13 protein-coding genes are annotated in these 22,563 nt (G+C 55.4%); 8 read left to right on the top strand and 5 right to left on the bottom strand.

Annotated elements, in window-relative coordinates; genetic code table 11:
* Window positions 1-96: 96 nt before the first annotated feature.
* On the top strand, window positions 97-549 hold the full coding sequence (locus FHS27_RS00870; RefSeq protein ID WP_184300452.1) for a DUF420 domain-containing protein: 453 nt from the start codon (window positions 97-99) through the stop codon (window positions 547-549).
* A gap of 227 nt (window positions 550-776) precedes the next feature.
* Window positions 777-1,496 carry a 3-keto-disaccharide hydrolase gene (locus FHS27_RS00865; protein WP_246418962.1) on the top strand — a complete coding sequence of 240 codons (720 nt, stop codon included), beginning with the start codon at window positions 777-779 and terminating at the stop codon, window positions 1,494-1,496.
* Between the two features lie 60 nt (window positions 1,497-1,556).
* Here the strand turns inward: FHS27_RS00865 and FHS27_RS00860 are convergent, their stop codons facing one another.
* The gene (locus FHS27_RS00860) at window positions 1,557-3,212 is read right to left on the bottom strand and encodes a hypothetical protein (protein WP_246418961.1); all 1,656 of its coding nucleotides are present in this window, start codon (window positions 3,210-3,212) and stop codon (window positions 1,557-1,559) included.
* Window positions 3,213-3,522: 310 nt separating this feature from the next.
* Between FHS27_RS00860 and FHS27_RS00855 the strand changes: the two genes are divergently transcribed.
* Window positions 3,523-4,797, top strand: coding sequence for a glycosyltransferase family 4 protein (locus FHS27_RS00855; protein ID WP_184300448.1), 1,275 nt, complete (start codon window positions 3,523-3,525; stop codon window positions 4,795-4,797).
* 57 nt (window positions 4,798-4,854) lie between these two features.
* Window positions 4,855-5,688 carry an MBL fold metallo-hydrolase gene (locus FHS27_RS00850; protein WP_184300446.1) on the top strand — a complete coding sequence of 278 codons (834 nt, stop codon included), beginning with the start codon at window positions 4,855-4,857 and terminating at the stop codon, window positions 5,686-5,688.
* 22 nt (window positions 5,689-5,710) lie between these two features.
* Here the strand turns inward: FHS27_RS00850 and FHS27_RS00845 are convergent, their stop codons facing one another.
* From FHS27_RS00845 to FHS27_RS00830, 4 genes are all read right to left on the bottom strand, one after another.
* The gene (locus FHS27_RS00845) at window positions 5,711-6,958 is read right to left on the bottom strand and encodes an endonuclease/exonuclease/phosphatase family protein (protein ID WP_184300444.1); all 1,248 of its coding nucleotides are present in this window, start codon (window positions 6,956-6,958) and stop codon (window positions 5,711-5,713) included.
* 224 nt (window positions 6,959-7,182) lie between these two features.
* On the bottom strand, window positions 7,183-9,225 hold the full coding sequence (locus tag FHS27_RS00840) for a glycoside hydrolase family 32 protein (protein ID WP_184300442.1): 2,043 nt from the start codon (window positions 9,223-9,225) through the stop codon (window positions 7,183-7,185).
* A gap of 60 nt (window positions 9,226-9,285) precedes the next feature.
* The gene (locus FHS27_RS00835; protein WP_184300439.1) at window positions 9,286-10,779 is read right to left on the bottom strand and encodes a DUF1501 domain-containing protein; all 1,494 of its coding nucleotides are present in this window, start codon (window positions 10,777-10,779) and stop codon (window positions 9,286-9,288) included.
* A gap of 18 nt (window positions 10,780-10,797) precedes the next feature.
* On the bottom strand, window positions 10,798-13,977 hold the full coding sequence (locus FHS27_RS00830; protein ID WP_221224787.1) for a PSD1 and planctomycete cytochrome C domain-containing protein: 3,180 nt from the start codon (window positions 13,975-13,977) through the stop codon (window positions 10,798-10,800).
* A 517-nt stretch (window positions 13,978-14,494) separates the two neighbouring features.
* Between FHS27_RS00830 and FHS27_RS00825 the strand changes: the two genes are divergently transcribed.
* The 4 genes from FHS27_RS00825 (at window position 14,495) to FHS27_RS00810 (ending at window position 22,389) form a co-directional block, all read left to right on the top strand.
* Window positions 14,495-15,580 (top strand): ThuA domain-containing protein, encoded by a 1,086-nt coding sequence (locus tag FHS27_RS00825; RefSeq protein WP_246418960.1) that lies wholly within the window; start codon window positions 14,495-14,497, stop codon window positions 15,578-15,580.
* A 64-nt stretch (window positions 15,581-15,644) separates the two neighbouring features.
* Window positions 15,645-17,033: a Gfo/Idh/MocA family protein gene (locus FHS27_RS00820; protein ID WP_184300433.1), complete on the top strand. Its 1,389-nt coding sequence runs from the start codon at window positions 15,645-15,647 to the stop codon at window positions 17,031-17,033.
* A gap of 168 nt (window positions 17,034-17,201) precedes the next feature.
* Window positions 17,202-18,656: a DUF1501 domain-containing protein gene (locus FHS27_RS00815; protein ID WP_184300430.1), complete on the top strand. Its 1,455-nt coding sequence runs from the start codon at window positions 17,202-17,204 to the stop codon at window positions 18,654-18,656.
* Between the two features lie 73 nt (window positions 18,657-18,729).
* Entirely contained in the window at window positions 18,730-22,389 is a 3,660-nt protein-coding gene (locus tag FHS27_RS00810; protein WP_246418959.1) for a DUF1553 domain-containing protein, read from the top strand.
* Window positions 22,390-22,563 lie beyond the last annotated feature (174 nt).

Below are 22,563 nucleotides of genomic sequence, written 5' to 3'. Positions count from 1 at the left end.
CCGTTGGAGCGACATCTCGCGGCTAGGTGCCGGATCGAAACCTCTACCAGATTCCGCTACGATTGGCGTTTTCTCAAACCCCAGCGGAAATCAGCCATGTGGGACGCGCTCGCCAACTACCTACCACACCTCAACGCGGCACTGAACGTCACCGCTACCGTTTTACTGGCGATGGGGCTCTGGAACATCAAGAACGGACGAGCAAAGAAACACAAGAAGTTGATGCTCAACGCCTTCCTGTTCAGCATCGTGTTCTTGGGATTCTATCTGTTTCATAAATTGGCGTTGTTTCAATCAACGGGCCAGTGGAACCGGTCGTTCCCCAGCGATGCCCCGCAAGCGGCACGGATCACCTATTTCTCAATCCTGATCCCGCACATTTTGCTGGCGATTGCGGTCCCGTTTCTCGCCATGCGAGCCATCTTTCTCGCCAAGAACGGTCGCATCGTCGCGCACAAAAAATGGGTTCGGTTCGCCTTCCCGGTTTGGATGTACGTTTCGGTAACAGGCGTGCTCGTTTACCTGATGCTGTATCAGCTCTACGCATAATCCAACACGTCCCTAGCTCGCATGTTTTTCAGGAAATGCCCGACCGAACGCGTAACCTTTGCGGGTTTAGCGACATCTACACAGAGCCACAATACCTGCACTTAGCGACAGCGTGCGTGTCGACCGCAACCGATTGGCAATCGCATTTGCTTTACACGAGCGGGTCACTACACTGACCAATGCTAAATAGATTTCCCGCCCCATTTCCTACCTCACGAGAATCCGCGATGCTGTTCCCTCCACGCCCATCATCTTTGCTGCATTTGCTGTACGCCTTCGCACTCGTTGGCTCGACCCAACTGTGCTCGCCTTCACAGGCTCAAGAAACCGCTACCGATTCACCATCGTGGATCACACTCTTTGACGGTAATTCCCTCGACGCCTGGAGAGAATACAAACACGACGACGTGACCACGGGATGGCGTGTTGCAGATGGAGCGTTGACATGCATCTCGAGCAAAGAGCAGGGCGACAAAGCACGCAACGAAAACCTGATCACTCGTGAGAAGTTTGACGCCTTCGAACTCGAACTCGATTTCAAAGTCACCCCCGCTGCCAACAGCGGCGTCATGTTCCATGTCCTGGAAACCGACCAACCGCCGTACTTTACCGGCCCTGAGATTCAGATTCAGGATCACGTCGGCGGTCACGACCCTCAAAAATGCGGTTGGCTCTATCAGCTTTACCCTGCTGAAACCGATGCCGCGAAACCGGCTGGCCAATGGAACCACCTCCGTGTCATGATCACTCCCGAAAAGTGCCAGATCGAACTCAACGGAGTGCTTTACAGCGAATTCGTGAAAGGCAGCGATGACTGGAACGCTCGAGTCGCGAAGAGTAAGTTCGGCTCATGGGAAGGCTTCGGCAAAGCAACCAACGGCCACATCTGTTTGCAAGATCATAGCGACGAAGTTTCCTACCGAAACATCCGAGTACGTCGCCTCTAAGGCAACGTCACGCCAGCGAACGCCGCCTTCCTCTCTCACTAATCGAAGGCGTTTCGCAACTCACCGCGTACGGACTAATACCGTCACTCGTCCAAACCGATGCCTCTCAACACCGAGAGGCAGGGACTCTCTCCGAGCTGAGCTTTGCCGGGTAATCAACGCGGCTGGCTGTCGATTCGATCCTGCATCGATATCAGACTCCGGATCGACATTCGGCCTCTCGGCACTCGGCATCAACCATGCCTCGATCGCGCCATCCCCGACACCAATCGCCTGCACTTGGTCACCGAGCGCGTAAGGGCCCCCGGTCACATATCGCAGGTACTCTTCCAACTCGGGATTATCGACAATCGTGGGCTGGCTGTTCTGCTCGATCAACCCCGCGTCGACCCATACCGAATCGCCTGGCAATACTGATCGCCCAGCGAACTCGACCGCGGACTTCCAATCTTCGCCACGCTGCGCCAATCGCACCTCTCCGCGACTCAACCTCGCAAGTGTGCCCTGCTGATAGACCATCAACAGCAAACACCCCGCAGCGACAATGCTCGCAAAACCTGCGTTCGCGTTCACGCCTAACGCAGTGGTCTTCCTTTGCCACCGCGTCATGGAACCGATCGCGAGCCCCATTGCCGCGCACAGCAACGGCAGCGAAGCAACCAAATAGCGACGATGCCACAACGCGATGCTTCCCCACAACGACAATACGAAACACGCGATCGTCGCGATCAACACGCTTAATACGGCAATCACGATCAACCTTGAGGCCACGGTATCGCAACGCAAACTCGCGACCGCTCGACCACGCAGTCGCTGAAGCCCCGTTGCCACGAGCGGCAAAATCACCAAGGAAGCCCACGGCCACATTCGCCAAAGTTGCCCCCAAGACTGAGCATTCGCAAACGACGTCCACGCATTTCGCGTTTGCCAGAGCGACTCGTGCTCGCGCAGCCATCCCACTGCGACCAACACCCACAGCGCACCCGCCGCTCCATTGATCATGAGCACGGACCATTTGGCACTCGAATCCTCTCGATTCTTCCACCAATCGATCACCGCGAAAATCAAAAGCAGCACCGCGAGAACCGTCAACGACGTTACATGAACCGCCGCGGCGACCATCACCAACCCATGCACCATGATTCGCTTCAACGCACCCAACCAACCGATTCTTGAACGAGATGCATCGTCACAATCAGCCACTCGCTCTCGATTCTCTTCCATGACGCTCGCCATAAGGCCGAGAACAATCGTGGACAAAAACACAACCGCGGCGTACGGACGCAATTCGGTACCAAAGAAAATCGCGTTGCTTTCGAGAGCCAGAGCGAGCCCCGCAGCCACGCCACCGATCAAGCTACCGCTGACACGCGACACGCCCCAGACCAACCCTGCCGCCGAGAACGCAGTCAACAAAACACTCGTCGAACGCATCGCGGCTTCCACCCCATAAACCTCCGTCACGCCGACCGACATCAGGTGACGCCAGGCGTACATGGCATAAAAATACCCACCCTGTTGATTGCCGATGACCGCGCGTCGCCCCACACCGGAAAGATCCGCAAACGCGCACCATGCCGTGTGCAACTCGTCCACCCAAAAACTCTCGCCGCACGACGGCCACCGCAACGTAAACGCGACCAAGAAAACAATCACTGCCCACGTCCACCGAGGGCGGTTCGAGGACGCAGCGAATGTTTCCGAACGAGGATTCATGTGGAAAAAGATTGGTGCAACAGGATGTGAAAGCAGTAACAAACGACAGAACATCGATCGGACGGGCTCGACCGCGATTCACCATCCGTGGGACCGATTTATTGAAAGCGAGCGTATCTTAACAGCATCTCTCCCGGTGTCGTCGTTACAACCGCCACGATCGGATATCGATTCCCATCTTCGCTTTGAGCAGAGGTGAGTTTCCGCACTCGGCAATCCAGGATGACCAACGCTTCCAGCAGAAGCCCTGCAGCCCGTTTCAGCGTACGGGACCATCAATGTGGTCGCGTCCCAAGTTGGATACCGAAAAATGAATCCGATCCTTCCGAGCGATTTTACGTCCGCACCGACTCCCCTTTCGCCGGTCGATGAGTCCTGCCCAACAACCGTCCGGATGCTGGTCCGTCCGACCGTCGACGACGCCAACGCACTCAGCGCCGCAAACGAACAACCTCGTCAAACAGTACGGGTTTTGCATGTCGTCAATGGCGAACATTTTTCAGGTGCCGAACGCGTGCAGTCGCATCTCGGTCGCTGCCTGCCTTTTGAAGGTGTGAAAGCCGATTTCGCATGCGTCAAACCCGGTCGCTTTGCCGACATGCTCGACGAGCGATGCGATCTCCCCGTTGGGGAAAATTGGGGCAGGGGATACCGGGTCAAAATGCGTGGCCGATGGGACCTGTTCCAATCCAAACGTCTCGCCGAAATCGTCCGCAGCGAAAATTACCAATTGCTGCACGCACACACACCACGCACCGCGATGCTGGCCTCAGCGGCGTCTCGCCTTACGGGCGTGCCGTGGGTTTACCACGTCCACAGCCCCGCTTCGCGAGACTGCGAACGGATGATCAGCAACCGCATCAATTCGTGGATCGAACAACGTTCACTCGCCAACTGCTCACACGTTGCTTGTGTCTCCAACAGCCTGCGTGAGGAGCTGATTCGTACCGGCCACTCACCCAACCGCGTCACCGTCGTCCATAACGGCGTGCCCGCGATCCGCCCCGATCGAACCGACCGGCCCGTGATCGGTGAGACATGGGTAATCGGCATGATCGCATTGATGCGCAATCGAAAAGGCCTGGAAGTCGTTCTCGAAGCACTCTCGCTCCTGCTCCACCGCGGCAATAAAGTCAAGCTTCGTTGCATCGGTCCGTTTGAGACCGAAGCGTACCGGAACAAGATCGATCGCCAAATCAGCGAACTACAACTCGGCCCTCACATCGAATGGCTCGGCTTCACCAACAACGTCCCTGAGGAACTCTCTCGACTCGACGCGATGGTCTTGCCGAGTCTCTTCGGTGAAGGCTTGCCGATGGTCGTCCTTGAAGCCATGGCGGCTGCGGTCCCCGTAATCGCGACGAGCGTGGAAGGCACCCCCGAAGCGGTACGTCACGGAGTCGAAGGGCTATTGGCCGAGCCCCGTGATCCCAAATCGCTCGCTGACCAAATCGAAGCCCTCGTGACCGGTCGGTACGACTGGGAAACGATGGCGGAAGCCGCCGCCACGCGCCACACCGAGTGCTTTAGCGATGTAGCAATGGCACGATCCACCGCCCAGCTCTACCGCAAATTGCTGGTCTAAACGCGTTATCAGACCCGGCGTGGTCGAATCGGACAGTGCCCGGTACGATTGATCGCTATGACTCGTCCATCCAATCGCACCGAATCGACACCGTCCGCCAACACGCCGCCCGGCTCCGAGGTCATTTTCCTGGGAACGGGAACGAGCGTCGGCGTCCCCTCCTTGGGATGCGAATGCGCCGTCTGCACCAGCGATGACCCTCGCAACAACCGCACCCGATGCGCGATTGTCGTCCGGTTGCCCGAAGGCAATCTATTAGTCGACACGCCTCCGGATCTTCGAACGCAGTTGCTCCGCGAAAAGATCCCTCTCGTCCACGCGGTGCTGTTCACGCACGAACACGTCGACCACCTTTACGGACTCGACGACCTACGCTTGTTCCCTTTTCGGCTGGGGCATGCGGTGCCGCTCTACTGCGAACATCACGTCGAAGCTCGCATTCGCATGGTCTACGACTACGCGTTCAGTGACCGCGTACCGACTCACCCCGGATCAGCACCCCAACTGAGCTTCGAACAGATCACACATGATTCGTTCGAGGTGCTCGGTGTTGAAGTCACGCCAATCCCCATGCAACACGGGCCACACTTTAACGTCCTCGGGTTCCGAATCGGCGGATTCGCATACTGTACCGACACCAACCACATTCCCGCAGACTCCATCGAGCGATTGCGAGGCGTCGATACCTTGGTAATCGACGCGTTGCGATTCAAATCGCACCCGACGCATTTCAACGTCGAGGAAGCCCTCGAGGTGATCAACGAGGTCCAACCACGGGCAGCCTATCTAACGCACATCTGCCATGACTTGGATCACGGAATCGTCGAACCGCAACTGCCCGATAACGTGTACCTTGCCTATGACGGTCTGCGGTTGCCGTTGCCGCAGTAGCCCGTCGCGATCGACAACCTGCTTAAAATTGCCGAGGCGATTCATACACACTGAACTCGGCCCAAACCGGCAAGTGATCACTCAGCTTCAACGCTCCGGCTTGATCGATCCCAAACCAACTCTCGAGATCCAACACACCGGACCGCCGGAGATACTCCGTCGTCACACGCGAATCGATCAAGATGTGATCGTAGGTCTTCGATTTCAGAGTATTGGTGGGCACGTCTCCAACGAGTGAAACCACACCCGGAATTTGGCCCAGTTCAGCGAGCTTCCCCACGTCCACGTTCAAATCGCCGACCAACAGGAAGTCTTCTTCCCCATTGGTTTCGTACTCAAAGTTGCGAACACTCTGAAAGACGTCGTCGAGCACATTGAGTTCGTTGTCGCCCGTATCCCCGCGAACCAAATCGGGATCGGTGTGGACGTTAATCATCGTAAAACGAAACGGCGACCGCGAATCAACCGGCGCGACGCGTGTTTGAAAACTCGCCACCATTGGTTCACGGTGCATGCGATCGGCGCTGTCATCGATCATGTAGTCTGACTGAGGAACGAGATCAATGCGATCTTGATCCCAAACGAAACCGTAACACTCCGTCTGCGATGTACGTCCAATCGGCGGACCATGCACGGCCCGGTATCGACCACCCTGACGTGTGATCTCGGCGAGCAAACGGTTAATCGGAACGTCGGGATCTCCTCGAATTTCCTGAACCGCGACAACATCGAACTGCATAAAGACGGCAGCCAACCGCTGCATGACTTCCGCGTCGCTCGACTTTTTCTCGCCAAAAACTTTGATGTTAAACGTCGCAACACGAATCGCCGTTTGTGACTTCCCCGCCGCGTTTACCGACGATGTGGGACGCAGCCCAACGGGCGAGATTTTTCTCGACGCGACGCTCTCTGGATTTCCGCGAGGCGACGAAAATCCGGTCGGTTGCAGCGGCGAAGAAGTGGCGACCGAGGAGGCAATCGGATCATCGTATACAGGAGGCTCGGTACCACGCATCGAATCAAGCGACGGCAAATTCACTTGCCCCGTGATCGCAGCCATGATTGCCGCGAGCACGCCAGTAATCGTCAGTCCAGGAGTGAACCAACGAAACAGCGACCACGACGCACTCTTCCGACTGCTACGCCGGGTGCGTTTCGTTCCCCATATGATCGACCATAACCACTTAACCACGTCGGCTTCCTTGCCTTTGAGTGGTCGCTGATGTTCATCATCCGGTGATGAAGCGATTCGCGATAGCGTGAGATCCATCCTGGATCGCTATCGCGCAACACATATTCCAAAAAATCAGCTAACCACGCGTCACACTCGACTAGCCAATCCCAACAACGCCACGCAAGATCACTTTCTCAGATTCAGTGACGTGAATTCCGGTGACGTGAATTCCAGTCAAGTGAATTCCAGTGACGCGAAAACGACGGACGTCCGATCTCGTTCCCTCGCCCTATGCACGATTGGTGAACGACGCCCGCAATCTATTCCCAAATCGATCCCAACCGCCGGATCGTCAACGATTTGATGTTGGCGGTTCCGCCTACCGAGTGGATCGATTGCGATTCGCTCACCGGGTTAGGCAACGTGTAGACCGCTCGAAAATCAGCACCGTCGAGCCGGTACGCTTCCAAAGTCATGCGATCAACAAGGAAACGCAAACGCACCATTCCGTCCCTCGATTTCAGATCCGGCATGAGTTCGTGCTTGACACGATTGCCGTCCTTCTCCCGACCGCCATACGTCGCACTCGCAGTCTCACTATCGTACGTCACCCGCACGGATGGCAGATCAAAGACGACCTGCTTGGCGGTACCGGGTTCGAACTCAATGGTCATGTCAACCAAATCCAGCGGATCGACATTGGAGAGCAAATTCGCTCCTTCGACCAATTCGACTTCGCCGACTTCGTATGTGTCTTTGACCAGCGAATCGATCTCACGAATTGGCGAGCACGCCACGCGCAAACCGTCGGGCGTGGACCGGATTTTCAGTTCACTCGGAAACGACATCTGCTGATTAAACGGCACGTCGTAGACATCGGCGGCATTGGGGCCACCCCGCATCCACCCCATTTGAATGGCCCGGTGTTGCGGTTGATTGTAAAACGTTTGAGCGGCGTAGAAATTGCCACCCCCGGTAACAAGTGGGCCGGTTTCGCTGACAAACTTTTCGCCATCGAATTCGCCGATTTCATAGTCAAAACTCGCGTCATAGATCAAACACTTAACGTTATCTTTGTCACCATCGACGGGAAGAAAAACGACGTCCATGCATTCGAAGGCCCAATCGCGAAGCAGATCCGAGGCGAACTCCCAATCGGTCAAATTCTTCGACGTAAAGAAACGAACACGTCCCGGGTTCTGCTGCACCCACAACACCATCACCCACTGATTACTCGGTGCATGCCAGAAGACTTTGGGGTCACGTTCACCATGGTCGAAGCCCTGATTCTCAACGACAGCACGACCCTCATTCCAATAGGTCCATGTATCACCCAAATCGTTGCTGTACGCCATCGCTTGGTAAAACTTCGGCTTCGTTGCAAACGTGTAGAACGCTACCAGAGTTTTGGTATCACCAACCTGCTTTCCGAGACTGTTGTTGTGGTCGACGACTGCGGTGCCGGAATAAATCGTCCCTGGGCGTCCGTCGATCGAATAAGGCAACAGGGCATGCTCCACTTGCGTCCAACGCAACATGTCTGGACTCGTTGCGTGTCCCCAAGTCATGTTTCCCCAATTCGTTCCCTTCGGATTGTGCTGAAAGAAAAGATGATACTTCTCGCCGTCGAAGATCATTCCATTGGGGTCGTTAAGCCAGTTCTGCTTTGAGGTGAAATGAAATTGCGGTCGCCGCTGTTGATCGTAGGCGGTACCGGGATACGCCTCCGCTGAAATCCCGTCTACAAACGCAAACTTACTTCGTTCATCAATGACCGCTTGATCCGTCGCGGTGAAATGATCCGCGTTGATATGGCCCCAACCGCCCGTTACGTTGTCATAGATAACAATCCTCGCGGGCTTACCAACGTGCTCTGTCACGTCCGAACTGACGCTCACCATGGACTCCGAATCGACGCCCGATGACAACTCAATCAGTTCCCCGTCGACCAGCAACCCAACACCACATTGCCCGGGATGATACCCCCCGCCGACTTTAAAACTGATCCAAGGCTTCGTGATCGTGAAGACTGGTGATGTGAGTGTGCCGACCGCCACATCGCCGCGAACGGCACCAGGTTTGCCCGACTTCCCGTCATGCCGTTCGTAAGTACCGATCCAGAAATCGCCTTCGTGAAAACTCGATTCACGTCCACGTGCGTTCGGATTATCTCCTCGAGTGGGCTGGAGCGTGAACGCGTCTCCTTCTGCGGTCCATCCGTCGAGTGTTCCGGCCTCAAACCCCGAATTCGGGAACAACCATTCCTCGGCCGTACTCTCGCTGATAAACGTGGAGACTAATGCAACGGAAATCAGCCCCGCAATGACGGGACGACACAAAAACGGATTCAACATTTCAATCATGCGGGGGGGAGAGGGGGAGGGATGGCAGCCAAATATCCCCGCACGAAATACGTGCGAGAATCAGGTCAGTATGTCATGCACGACATGACCATGAACATCCGTCAGACGGAAATAACGTCCCTGATATCGGAACGTCAATCGCTCATGATCGATCCCCATCAAGTGCATCATCGTGGCGTGCAGATCGTGAACGTGGACGGGGTTTTCGGTGATATTGTAGCAAACCTCGTCGGTGGCCCCATACGTCATGCCGGGCTTCACACCGGCACCCGCCATCCATAGCGAGAAGCAACGTGGATGGTGATCGCGGCCGTAGGTTTCCGCGTTGAGCGTGCCCTGACAATACGAAGTACGCCCAAATTCACCGCCCCAAACCACCAACGTGTCATCTAGCAACCCGCGTTGTTTGAGGTCATTCACCAATGCCGTGCTGGCTTGATCCGTATCACGACATTGGCCTGGCAACTGACGCGGCATCGTAAAGTGCTGGTCCCATCCCATGTGGAACAATTGAATGAATCGCACGTCGCGTTCTGCGAGCCGGCGGGCGAGCAGACAGTTGTACGCATACGTGCCCCGTTTGAGCACATCCGGGCCATAGCTATCGAGAACGTGCTGAGGCTCATCGGAGAAATCGGTCAATTCCGGAACCGACGTCTGCATCCGATACGCGAGTTCGTATTGCTGGATCCGGGTGTGGATTTCAGGATCACCGAATTCATCGAGCTTGTCCTCGTTCATTCTCGCAAGATCATCGAGCATCCGACGGCGAGCGGTCGCGTCAAACCCGTCAGGGTTGCTGAGATACAACACCGGGTCCCCAACACTCATCAACTTGACGCCCGAATACGTCGACGGCAGAAAACCGCTACCCCACAATCGGTCATAGAGCGGTTGGCAATTTGGTCGCCCTGTGCCTCGCGAGACCATCGAGATGAAACAAGGCAGATTTTCGTTCATCGAACCGAGACCATAGTGCGTCCAAGATCCGATGCTCGGTCGCCCCGCGAGCTGGTGTCCGGTTTGAAAGAACGTGATTGCGGGGTCATGGTTGATCGCCTCAGTGTGCATCGAACGAATCAGACACATGTCATCGGCCAGCGACGCCATATTCGGAATCAACTCTCCACACATCTCAATTCCGGCTTCACCGAAACGATCGAACTTCCATCGCGATCCCGCCAACGGAAATTTGCTTTGCCCAGCCGTCATCCCCGTGACACGTTGGTTCATGTCAACGAAGTCACGAAGCTCTTTGCCCTCGTTGGCAGCCAATGCAGGTTTGTGGTCAAACAATTCTTGCTGCGATGGCGCTCCACTTTGAAACAGATAGATCACCCGCTTCGCCTTCGGCGGATGATGGTATTCCTGCAACAAACCATTGGGCGCAGGGATCGTGCTCACATCCTCAGGTGCCGACGACGGCGCCGCCATCGATTCCTTACCGAGCATCGACGCCAATGCGGCCATCCCAACGCCGGTCGCCGAGCGGCCGAAAAAGTGACGACGTGTCTGCAACAAACGGCTCTCTGACGGCAGATTGCGATAACTCATTTGATCACCTTTTACAAACTACTGTACCGTGATGAATTCGTCGAGATTCAAGACCAAGTGAGCGACCGCAGTGAACGCCGCATGCTCGGTCGCCGAAAGGTTTTCGTTTCTCCGTGACTGACCAACAGCCAGCAATTTTGTTGCAGCCTCAGGCTGCTGCTCATAATGCGTCCGGAAGAAAGCAAGGTTCTCCAACAAAACCGCAATCGCCTCTTCATCTGCGGGCAATGCAACCGCCTCTTCATAGATCGCCACCACATGTTGCTCGTCGCTTTGCTCGGAAGATTCGAGAACTGATTGAGCCAATGAGCGGGCCGCCTCGACAAACGTGGGATCATTCATCATCGCGAGTGCCTGCAGCGGCGTATTGGTTCGTCGCACACGCACGTTGCAAACCTCACGCCCTCCCGCGTCAAAGATCGTTTGACGTGGAGGATTAACCGCCCGTTTCCAATATGAATACATGCTCTTGCGATACAACTCATCGCCTTTGCCGATCGTATATTTCTGCCCTGAATTCGCTGCAAGTGATTCCCACAAACCTGCCGGTTGATACGGTTTCACGCTCGGTCCACCCGGCTTATCAACGAGCAAACCGCTCGATTGCAAAGCCACGTCACGAATCGCGAACCCATCGACGCGATAACGCGGACCACGGGCAAGCAAGCGGTTGTCGGGATCCATCTCGGTCAACTCACGAGTGGTACGTGAAGATTGCCGATACGCGGCACTGGTCACGATCAAACGATGCAAGGCCTTGACATCCCACCCCGACTCGATGAACTCAACCGCCAACCAATCAAGCAGTTGGGGATGTGATGGAATCTCACCTTGCAGTCCAAAATCATCAACCGTTTTGACGAGCCCGACACCGAAATGATCTTGCCAAAATCGGTTCACCGTCACCCGTGCAGTCAGCGGGTTTTCAGCCGACACGAGCCACTGGGCAAATCCCAAACGATCCGCGGGTTGGGACGCATCCTGTGACAACAACTCGGTAGGCACGCCGCGTGTTAACGATTCCGACTTATCAGGAGCATCGTACTGTCCCCTCATCAAAAGATAGGTTTCCGCGGGTTCACCGTCGCGTTCCTTCATCACCATCACTCGCGTGGGCCGAGCGTCGGCATCGCGGATCGGCTGTCTCGCGTCGGCTAGGTTCTTTTCCGCCTCCACAATCGGCTCATCGATTTTGGCGTAGTACGCCTCGACTTTTTTGCGTTCTTTTGCCGACCAATCTTTCTCAGGTTTGTTCAATAGTGCTAGGACCGCGGCATCATCGATTGCGGGGACGTCGTCGATCGTAGGGACACCGTCGCTGGCGGGCACATCGTCGTTCGGCTCCTGTCCGGCATTTGTCTGCACGACAAATTTGCCGATCGAATGATCCGCATAACTACTGTCAAAATTCATCACCATTCGGAGTGGCTGGTCGACGACCTTCCTCACCGGAGTTTCGAGATTGAGTGTCAACTCAACGGTGTCTGAATGAATGCCATGCACCGCCCAACCCGTTGCCGGGTCGCCGTCGATGACATGAGAGGCGGGAAAACGATTTTGTTCGTAACTCGCAATCGCGTTTTTGAACTTAATCTCATCTTCACCACAAAAGCACTGAATCCCCGTCAGCACAAAGTTACCATTCACGCTGTTCGAAAACCGGTTCGGTTTCGTGAACGTTGAATCGACAAACGCTTGGATACGGATCGCATCCACCGTATCGCTCGTGTTCTCCGTCGCATTCGAATCACCACTGTCGTCACTAACGGTCGGGTGAAACACAATCTCATAAGCAACGCTATGGGCGTCGGCACCGACGTATCGAACGATATTTTCATCGGCAATCAGTTCGCCGTCACCACGCAACGTCACCTTGTCCAGCGTGACGTTGTTCCAAGTCCGTGATTGGCTGCTCGACGTATCTTCATTGATCGCGGCGATCCACTTCTTCATCCGTTGCTTCATCCCCGATTTTGCCGACGCGAGTTTCGCTTCAGCCTCCCGGTAGCGATCAATGTCTTCCTGCGAAACCGGCGTTAACGGGGAAACGACAGTGAGAGTTGGCATCGCATCAATGCCGCGTCCAATCCCACGTTCGCCGATATTATTGAAATAGCCGTAGAGCTGAAAGAACTCTTTCTGACTCAGCGGATCGTACTTGTGGTCGTGACAACGGGCACATCCAAACGTCAGACCTAAAAAAACCGTGGACGTGGTTTCCACACGATCGATCACATTCTCGACGAGAAACTCCGCCGCCAAAGCACCACCTTCGTTGTTTTGTCGGTGGTTCCGACTGAACGTCGTTGCCAAACGCTGCGAATCGGTCGCATCGGGCAACATGTCTCCTGCGATCTGTTCGATGGTGAACTGATCAAATGGCATGTTTTCGTGAAAGGCACGGGTGACCCAGTCTCGCCATGGCCAGTTCGTACGTTCACTGTCGTTTTGATACCCATCGGTGTCGGCGTACCGGCCCGCATCAAGCCAACGCAGCGACTGTCGTTCTGCATACGCCATCGAATCGAGCAACGAATCCACCGCGGTGAGATAGGACTCCTCGCTCGGATCGGCGGTGACCTTTTCAATGAGTTCTTTCGGAGGCAGCAAACCGGTCAATGTTAATGAGGCTCGTCGCAACAGAGTGCGATAAGCTGCCGGAGGCGAGGGGGCGAGTCCTTCGTCGATGAGTCGTTCGGCAATGAATCCATCTATCGGATTGTCGAGCCATCGATCTACCGTCTCATCGCTCCATCCGTCCTTGCCTCGCATTTCGCTCAGCGATTCGACAGGCACTTGAGGTCGTTGAGGCGGTTCGAACGCCCAGTGACCTTCGTACGGTGCACCTTGTTCAATCCAAGCGTCGAGGACTTTTTTCTCTGCTTCGGTTAGCGACCGATTGCTATCCGGCGGTGGCATTTGATCGATCGGATCATCACTGTGTATCCGCGTGTGCAACTCGCTCGAATCGAGATCCCCGGGGACGACCGCAAAATATCCACCTAAATCCGCAAACAAATTTTCTTTTGTATCGGCGCGAAATTCGGACTCTTGGTTCTGGGCATCGGGACCGTGGCAGTGAAAGCATTTGTCCGAAAGGATCGGACTGACCTGCTCACTAAAGTCGATAGATTGAGTTTGTTTGTCAGGGGTCGTTTCACACCACGCGAGATCCGACGAAACAAGCAGCAATAGCATCGCAAAGAGAGGTTGCGAATGCGATCTGCGGAACCGAGAGGCTCGATCAATCACAGAAATTTCCTTGAACGAGGAAGCAGAGGTGGGACGTTGCGGGGCCGACAAAGTCGATGGACTTCCAAGACTAAGATCCTTACGCACCACGTCGTGTGGGTGATCTCAACTTGCAATCCGATATGCCGGTCTTGCAGTGTACTCGATCACTCGATGCTGTGAAGAAACGAAAGCGTTCAACACTGCACATGTCGACTTGAATTCATCAACACACGTCCATAGTTTATCAACTACGATTGGACGAGTTAAATCAAAACACATGGCATGTTCGGTCGAGTACGCCAGGGGCCATAACACCCCCTTCATCTCGACACTGCGTCCCACGCGTTACGAACTATTGAATGTCAATCGAACGACCATTCCACTCGTTGTTCGTCGTGCCTGATCAACATCATCACGATTCAAGTCACCTTGAATTGCCCGCCCGGCTTCGCGCCAACATCCCACCTCAGATCATTGAGCAATGATGCATCTGTTTTCGTTCCAACGTGGTTCCTTCTTTCGCTTCGAACGCGTCTTAGGTCTCACGCTTAGTCTCACATATGCGTTCGGCACATTGCCTCCTGCCCGGGCCGATTCCCCCAATGAAAATTCGATACGTCTATACGGTGAACACCGAGGACGCGCACCTGACGGTTGGGTCAAATTCGATTGGCCAAAGAAACGAAACGTGTTGTTTGATCACTACGGACCAAGCGAGACCGAAAAGCAGTTCATCATTGAAGCGGCACCGAAGTCGAGCATCACGACTCCTCAAGGTGTTCGGAAAGTACTTGTATTTTACCGCTGCCAGTACCCCCACGCTTCAATCGCAACAGCCAATTTTGCCTACGAACAGATTGCCAAATCCAGCGGCGCGTTCGAGGTCACCTTCAGTGACGATCCCGCGGATATCTCTCCGGCGAACTTGGCGCAGTTCGATGCATTGCTGCTCAACAACACCACGGACTTTGACAAAACCATTGGCGAATCCGGACAAGAGGCGATCTTAGAATTCGTCCGAGGAGGCAAAGGGCTCATCGGAGTCCATGCGGCCGCCGACAGTTGCAAGGGTTGGATCGATGGAGCACGAATGATCAACGGGGTCTTCCAATGCCATCCTTGGAAACCGCAAGGAACCTGGGCGTTCAAGCTCACTTCACCGGAGCACCCGATCAACCAAGCGATCGGCGGAACGGGATTCTGGTTACGAGACGAAATCTATGCATACCGCGAAGGCACTCATGACAAAACCCAATCGCGTGAACTGATCTCGCTGGACCTTGATCGGCCGGAAAACCATGATGCTCCCGAACTGCACCCGGAACAACTTCACATGACCAACGCGATCCCGCTCCGCCCGGTCGCCTGGATACATCGCTTCGGAGACGGTCGCGTTTTCTACTCCAACTTCGGTCACAACAACACAACCTATTGGTCGCCGTTGGTGCTCCGGCACTACCTAGCCGGTATCCAGTACGCAGTTGGTGACCTCAATGCAGACGACACCGCGACCAGCGAACTCGAAATCGTCAACACCGCCCCGGCCCCCGAACGGTCGCGGCGCTGACCGGCCTGCCACCTTCCTCGTCCATCGAACAACCTTCCATTCACTTTGATTTTACAAGCTCACTATGGCACTGAACTTCACCCCATCGCGTCGTCGTTTCCTCGGTCAAACGGCTGCGCTCGCCTCGGCAACTGCACTCACATCGGCAACGTCAACATCGATAGCCGCAACGGCTTCGGCCAACGACCGTCCGGCGCTCGGCCTGGTCGGCGCAGGGCGGATGGGACACAACCACATGCGATTCGCCAAGGGCATGTGTGACTTGGTCGCCGTATGCGATGTCGACACGAATCACCGCGAGAAGGCGATCAACAAGATCTTTGACGGCGATGCCAAGAACGCAAAAGGATTCGTTGACTATCGCAACATCCTCGACATGGATGAAATCGACGTGGTCTACATTGCCACGCCTGATCACTGGCACGCAAAGATCCTGATCGAAGCAATGCGTGCGGGAAAAGATGTGTACTGCGAAAAACCGCTCACGCTCACCATCGACGAGGGCAAGCAGATTCGAAAGGTCCAGAAAGAGACCGGCCGGATTGTTCAAGTGGGCACGATGCAGCGGAGCTTCCTCGACCTGTTTGTCAAAGCGGTCGCGATGGCGGGCGACGGTCGGTTGGGGCAAATCACGCGAGCAACCGTTGCGATTGGCGGTGGTGGCGGTTCAGGCCCAATTCCCGTACACGCAATTCCCGAATGGTTGGATTGGAATCAGTGGCTCGGCCCAGCCCCCGAGTCGCCGTTTCGCTGGATCCCTGACTCGTCACTCGATCCAAACGACTGGGTCATCGGAAAGACGAATTGCCACCAAACATTCCGATCATGGCTGGATTATTCCGGCGGCAGCATGACCGATTGGGGCGCCCACCACGTCGACATCGCAATGTGGTCGCTGCGACAGGCCGGACAATCAGACACCGTCGTATCCGTAGGCGGCGAAGCAAAATTCCCCGTGCCTTTCGAAAACGGGTTCCCAACACGAACCGACCAATACCACACAGCAACGTCCTTTTCGATGACCGCGACGATGAGTGACGGCGCCGAATTAGTCATCAACAGTGGCGGACGCAACGGCGTATTGCTAGAAGGCACCAAAGGGCGAATCTTCGTCAGCCGAGGCGACCTGACCGGAAAACCGGTCGAAGACCTGGCCGACACCCCGCTGCCCGCCGATGCAATCGCGAAAACCTACAAAGGACTGCCGACGCCGTTCAACCAGCACAAAAACCACTGGGCAAATTTCTTTCACTGCACCCGCGAACGAATCGAACCGATCTCCGACGTCACCAGCCACCTCCGTGCCATCGACCTTTGTCACCTCGCCAACATCTCCGCCCGTTTTGACCGGCCCATGAAGTGGGACGCAAACAAGGAAGAAATCATCGGTGACGACCAAGCCAACGCGTTACTATCACGTGAATACCGAAAAGGCTTCGAGATCCAAGGCTGAACCGAAACAACCAGTTCGCGAACGCATCATCAAATGATGACGTGTTCTTTCACAGAAGCTGAGTTCGCGACAATTCAGGCCCCGAAATCCGGCAACATCGGCGAACGAATCAAACCGGCCTCACTCATCACCCCACCTTCTAAATCCCACCTTCGCAAAGTTCCCATCATGAATCAGGCACCTCACGAGCTGGATCGTCTTCGCACGGATTGGGCACGTCGCACGTTCCTATCAAAGTCATTCGCAGGCATCGGCACTTTCGCGTTGGCGTCGCTGCTCGGAGGAAAAACATCGCTCTCCGCGCGTGAAACTCCCCCGAGTGATCACCCGTGGCCGCCTCTTCCTGGGATTCCCCATTTTGCGCCGAAGGCAAAACGCATTGTCCACTTATGCATGGCGGGAGGCCCCTCCCATGTCGAATCACTCGACCCGAAACCGGAACTCGATCGGCTCGATGGAAAGCCTTTTCCCGAGTCCTTCACCGCCGGCCAACAGCTCGCGCAGTTGCAGGGCGCAAAGCTGATCGCCCGCAAATCGTTCACCAAGTTCAGAAAGTGGGGTGAGTCGGGCATTGAGATGTCGGATTTGTTTCCGTTGACGGGAGCACACGCGGATGATCTTTGCGTGATCCGCAGCATGACGACCGAACAAATCAATCACGACACCGCTCACGCGTTCATGAACACCGGATCGATTATTAAGGGTCGACCCTGCATGGGCTCATGGATGCTCTACGGACTCGGCGCCGAAACGGAAAACTTGCCCGGCTACGTCGTCATGACTTCATCGGGTCCCGGCGCACAACCTGTTTCGGCAAGGCAGTGGAGTGCGGGAATCTTGCCGAGCAAATTCCAAGGCGTTGCATTCCAATCATCCGGCGCTCCAGTGCATTACATTGGCAACCCCGATGGTGTTTGCCAATCCACCCAACGACAAGTCATCGACGAGGTCCAGCGGCTCAACGGCATGTTAGCCAGAGAGGTCATTGACCCCGAAATCGAAACACGAATCGCCCAGTATGAGATGGCGTTCAAGATGCAATCGGCGGTTCCCGAACTCGCCGACATGAGCACCGAGAGTAAAGAAACGCTCGCGAATTACGGCGTCAAACGCCCTGGTGATGGATCGTACGCGTCTAACTGTTTGCTCGCCCGACGACTGCTCGAACGGGGTGTGCGTTTCGTCCAGTTGTACCATCGGGGCTGGGATCACCACAGCAATTTGGAAAGCGGATTTACTCAATCGGCAATGGACACCGACCGCCCCACGGCGGCCTTGCTGAAGGACCTCAAAGATCGCGGACTCCTCGAAGACACCTTGGTACTCTGGGGTGGTGAATTTGGACGCACACCGATGGCACAGGGCACGGGTCGAGACCACCACATCAACGCGTTTAGCGTTTGGATGGCCGGAGGTGGTGTGAAAGGCGGGATGACATACGGCAGTTCAGACGAACTCGGTTACGCGGCGGTCGAAAATGAAGTCCCTGTCCGTTCGCTCCATGCCACGCTGTTGCATCTTTTCGGCGTCGATCACGAAAAACTGACCGCACGGTTTCAAGGACTCGACCTGAAATTAACCGGTGTCGAACCGGCCCACGTGCTACATGACATCATTTCCTAAGACGTCTCTGAAACCATCCGAACGGCGTCCGCTTTCCAATCCTGCCGCTACCGCATTCATTCCCGAACGTTCCATGCGCCGCATCTCTTTCATCGCTCTTGCTACTTCCTTGGCGTTTGGCGTTGTTTCAATCAACGCCGACGAATCCAACTCAGAGCAACTCGTCGCAACATCGGTACCTGAAAGGTTGCCCGAACGTGTGATGTTCAACGCGCACATTCGTCCGATCATGTCGAACACGTGCTTCACCTGTCACGGCCCCGACGAAGACGAGAACGAAAGTGCATTTCGCCTAGACTCTTTTGAATCGGCAACCGGCCCGCTGGATTCTGACGACGAAGCAAGAGGAATCGTGCCAGGCGATTTGGAGTCCTCGGAGGTCTATAAACGCATCATGGGCATTGGTGATGGCGAACAGATGCCACCGGAAGAATTCCGACATCACCTCACCAGTTACGAGAAAGCACTCTTCGCAAAGTGGATCGAACAGGGTGCGGAATACGAACAACATTGGGCGTATGCCCCGCTGACGCATCCGGCACTTCCCGACGTCCAAGCCCACACCGACGCGATCGAAAATGCCATTGATGCGTTCATTCTTTCGCGGCTGGAAAAGGATTCAATCGCACCTTCGCCACTCGCCGACAAAGCCACCCTGCTTCGCAGAGTCAGTCTCGATCTGATCGGTATTCCGCCAACGCCGGAAGAACTCGCCGCGTTTCTCGCCGATTCGTCCGCCGACGCATACGAACGCCAAGTCGATCGACTGCTCGCGTCGCCCCATTTCGGCGAACGCATGGCCAGTTCATGGCTCGACATTGTACGGTTCGCCGACACCGTTGGCTTTCACGGTGACCAGAACATGCGAATCTTCCCATACCGCGACTACGTCATCAACGCATTCAACGAGAACAAACCGTTCGACGAATTCACGATGCAGCAGTTAGCCGGTGACCTCAAACCAAACCCAACGACCGAGGATTTAGTCGCGACGGGACTGCTGCGTCTAAACATGATCACGCGTGAGGGTGGTGCTCAACCGGGGGAATACCTGGCCAAGTACAAAGCCGACCGCGTCCGTATGATCGGCACCGCGTGGCTCGGATCGACCCTCGCATGCTGCGAATGCCATAACCACAAGTACGATCCTTTCTCGGCGAAAGACTTCTATTCGCTCGGTGCGTTCTTTGACGACATTCAACAGTGGGGCGTCTATTCTGACTACGGTTATTCGCCCAACAAGGATCTCAGAGGGTTCAACAACGACTATCCATTCCCTCCGGAAATACGAGTCGCCTCGCCTTCGCTCAAGCGAGAAATTGAATCCCTGATCCATCAACGCGACGACATTCTCATGGCCGGCCTGGGCCAAAAAACGCTTCGTTCAGAAACCTATCAGCACTGGGAACGCTCGCTTAACAACACGCTCGCGATGCATCCGGACGGATGGATCCCGACAACGATCATCGCCAGCGACACCTCTGTGGGAACTGCACACGAAGTGCTCGACGACGGCAGCCTGCTGCTGACGGGGAAACCTGCTAAAACCGAAACGATTTCAATCACAACGCGGCCGGTCACTCCGACCAAGATCAATTCGGTGAGAGTCGAAGTTCTGCCCGATGAGAGAAACGATCACTATGTGGGACGAGGAGAAGACGGGAGATTTTCTCTCGGTTTTTCCGCCCACGTAATTAGCAGCGATGACGGGCCAACGATGCGTCCGAATCGGCCCCGCTACGTTCGCATCGAATTGAGCGACAAAAAAATCCTTTCGCTGGCCGAAGTACAGATTTTTTCGTCTGAGAAAAACGAAGAGGGACAACCAATCAATGTTGCCCTGCAAGGAACGGCCTCACAGTCATCAAACTACACATCGGGCGCAGCGTCGCTGGCCATTGATGGAAACACCGAAGGTGACTATCACAAAGCCAACTCGGTGACGCACACCAGTCTCAACGGTCACGATCCGTGGTGGGAGGTCGATCTCGGCAGCGAACACTCCGTTGAATCCGTCGTCGTCTGGAACCGCACCGACAACGGCCTTCAAAATCGCCTCGACGGTTTTCGTTTGACGTTGCTCGACAAAGACCGAAACACGCTTCAACAAGAAACACCGACCACGCCGAAGCCGTCGACACGGATCGAAATTCCAGCCGAGGTGATGGTTCACCCTGAATACAACCTCAAGGTCGCATGGGGAGAAGCCGATCGTGAAGATCCATTACGATTCCGCAACGGTCATCCGCCTCGCACGCTCGGAGACCTTTGGCGCAGCGGCCCATCGCGTTGGCAACTACTGACGACGGAAAACCAACTGCCCCACACCGCGGTCTATCACTTCGATCAACCGCTCGAATTGTCCGACGACCAACAACTCGTCATCCGACTCAAAAGCACCGACGTTGGACGCGTACGGCTCTCGGTGACACCAATTGGCGATGCGATTGCCGGCTGGAACGCTGCCTCCGCGGACCTAATCGAATCGTTGGCGAAGAGCCCGGAACACCGCAATGAACGTGACCGCGCGACCCTCGCGAGTGCCTTCCACCGCTCCACCGAACCACTCAAACGACAACGCAGCGAAGTTCAACGTTTTCGAAACGAGATTCTGGATCGCCACTCCGCAATGGCGATGACCTTGGTGACCCAAACCATTCCAGACGACAAAATCCCCGTCAGCCGTGTGCTGCCGCGCGGGAACTGGCAAGACGAAACCGGTGAACTCGCTCCACCCGCGTTCCCGCATTTCTTGCCCGCCGGAGAAGGGTCGAGTGGCCGGCGTCTGAACCGAACCGATCTCGCGAAATGGCTGAATTCACCGACCAACCCGCTGGTCCCTCGCCACTTCGTCAATCGAACTTGGAAACAATTCTTTGGCACCGGCTTGTCGAGCAAACTCGATGACCTCGGCAGTCAAGGCGAATGGCCGAGCCATCCATTGTTGCTCGATCGATTGGCGAGTGAATTCGTGATCAGCGGTTGGGATGTCAAACACATGGTGCGGATGATGGTCACCAGCCGCACGTACCGCCAAGCCGTCACGCGGCGGACCGAACTGGTTGAACTGGATCCCTACAACCGCTTGCTCGCCCAAGCGTCACCGCGGCGTCTCGAAGCCGAAGCGATTCGCGACAACGCGCTTGCGATCGCTGGGATTCTCAACCAAAACTACATCGGTGGCCCCAGCGTATACCCGTATCAACCGGGCGGACATTACTCCAACCTGCAATTCCCAAATCGCGGCTACACCGCATCCAATGACACACGCCAATATCGGCGCGGCGTTTACATGCATTGGCAACGAACGTTCTTACATCCGATGCTGGTCAATTTTGATGCCCCTTCTCGTGATGAATGCACTGCCGATCGTTCGCCATCGAATAGCCCTCAACAAGCGTTGACGCTGCTCAACGACCCGACATTTGTGGAAGCCTCTCATGCCATGGCAGAGAAACTGCTCGATGAGAACCCGGACGCCTCCTTTGAAGACCTTTTGGATGCCGCGTTCGTAAGAGCGATCGCGAGAAACGCCACTCCCGAGGAAGCCGATTCATTACGAGACCTTCTCGATCGTCAGTCGACCTATTTCAGCGAACACCCTGGCGATGCCGCGAAGTTCCTTCGGATCGGAAACCCGACTAGCAACTCATCTGACCTGCCGCGTATAGCCGCATGGTCACAGGTTTGCCGAGTCATCCTCAACTTGCATGAGACCATCACTCGCTATTGATTCGAGTAACATTAGTTCTTGCAATCGGGATGGAACGTCGGATCCGATACGGCGTGCATTCGGTCTCATCTCAACCACAGGTTTAAACTGAGCCTGCAAGATGAATGCGGTATTTTAGTCAATAAAAAAACTCGGACTCCCATGAGGAGCCCGAGTTGGCGTTTTCAGCACTAT

It is taken from the genome of Aporhodopirellula rubra, from assembly GCF_014192335.1.
GTDB lineage: Bacteria > Planctomycetota > Planctomycetia > Pirellulales > Pirellulaceae > Rhodopirellula > Rhodopirellula rubra.
The sequence above is the reverse complement of the archived record's forward strand: the minus strand, read 5'-3'. Positions and strand labels throughout refer to the sequence as shown.

Excerpts from the sequence above, each read along its gene's own strand:
- FHS27_RS00825 (WP_246418960.1), top strand. The coding sequence starts at position 14,495 with ATGATGCATCTGTTTTCGTTCCAACGTGGTTCCTTCTTTCGCTTCGAA.
- FHS27_RS00815 (WP_184300430.1), top strand. The coding sequence starts at position 17,202 with ATGAATCAGGCACCTCACGAGCTGGATCGTCTTCGCACGGATTGGGCA.
- FHS27_RS00870 (WP_184300452.1), top strand. The coding sequence starts at position 97 with ATGTGGGACGCGCTCGCCAACTACCTACCACACCTCAACGCGGCACTG.
- FHS27_RS00865 (WP_246418962.1), top strand. The coding sequence starts at position 777 with ATGCTGTTCCCTCCACGCCCATCATCTTTGCTGCATTTGCTGTACGCC.
- FHS27_RS00835 (WP_184300439.1), bottom strand. The coding sequence starts at position 10,779 with ATGAGTTATCGCAATCTGCCGTCAGAGAGCCGTTTGTTGCAGACACGT.
- FHS27_RS00855 (WP_184300448.1), top strand. The coding sequence starts at position 3,523 with ATGAATCCGATCCTTCCGAGCGATTTTACGTCCGCACCGACTCCCCTT.
- FHS27_RS00810 (WP_246418959.1), top strand. The coding sequence starts at position 18,730 with ATGCGCCGCATCTCTTTCATCGCTCTTGCTACTTCCTTGGCGTTTGGC.
- FHS27_RS00830 (WP_221224787.1), bottom strand. The coding sequence starts at position 13,977 with ATGCTATTGCTGCTTGTTTCGTCGGATCTCGCGTGGTGTGAAACGACC.
- FHS27_RS00840 (WP_184300442.1), bottom strand. The coding sequence starts at position 9,225 with ATGATTGAAATGTTGAATCCGTTTTTGTGTCGTCCCGTCATTGCGGGG.
- FHS27_RS00860 (WP_246418961.1), bottom strand. The coding sequence starts at position 3,212 with ATGAATCCTCGTTCGGAAACATTCGCTGCGTCCTCGAACCGCCCTCGG.
- FHS27_RS00820 (WP_184300433.1), top strand. The coding sequence starts at position 15,645 with ATGGCACTGAACTTCACCCCATCGCGTCGTCGTTTCCTCGGTCAAACG.
- FHS27_RS00845 (WP_184300444.1), bottom strand. The coding sequence starts at position 6,958 with ATGGATCTCACGCTATCGCGAATCGCTTCATCACCGGATGATGAACAT.
- FHS27_RS00850 (WP_184300446.1), top strand. The coding sequence starts at position 4,855 with ATGACTCGTCCATCCAATCGCACCGAATCGACACCGTCCGCCAACACG.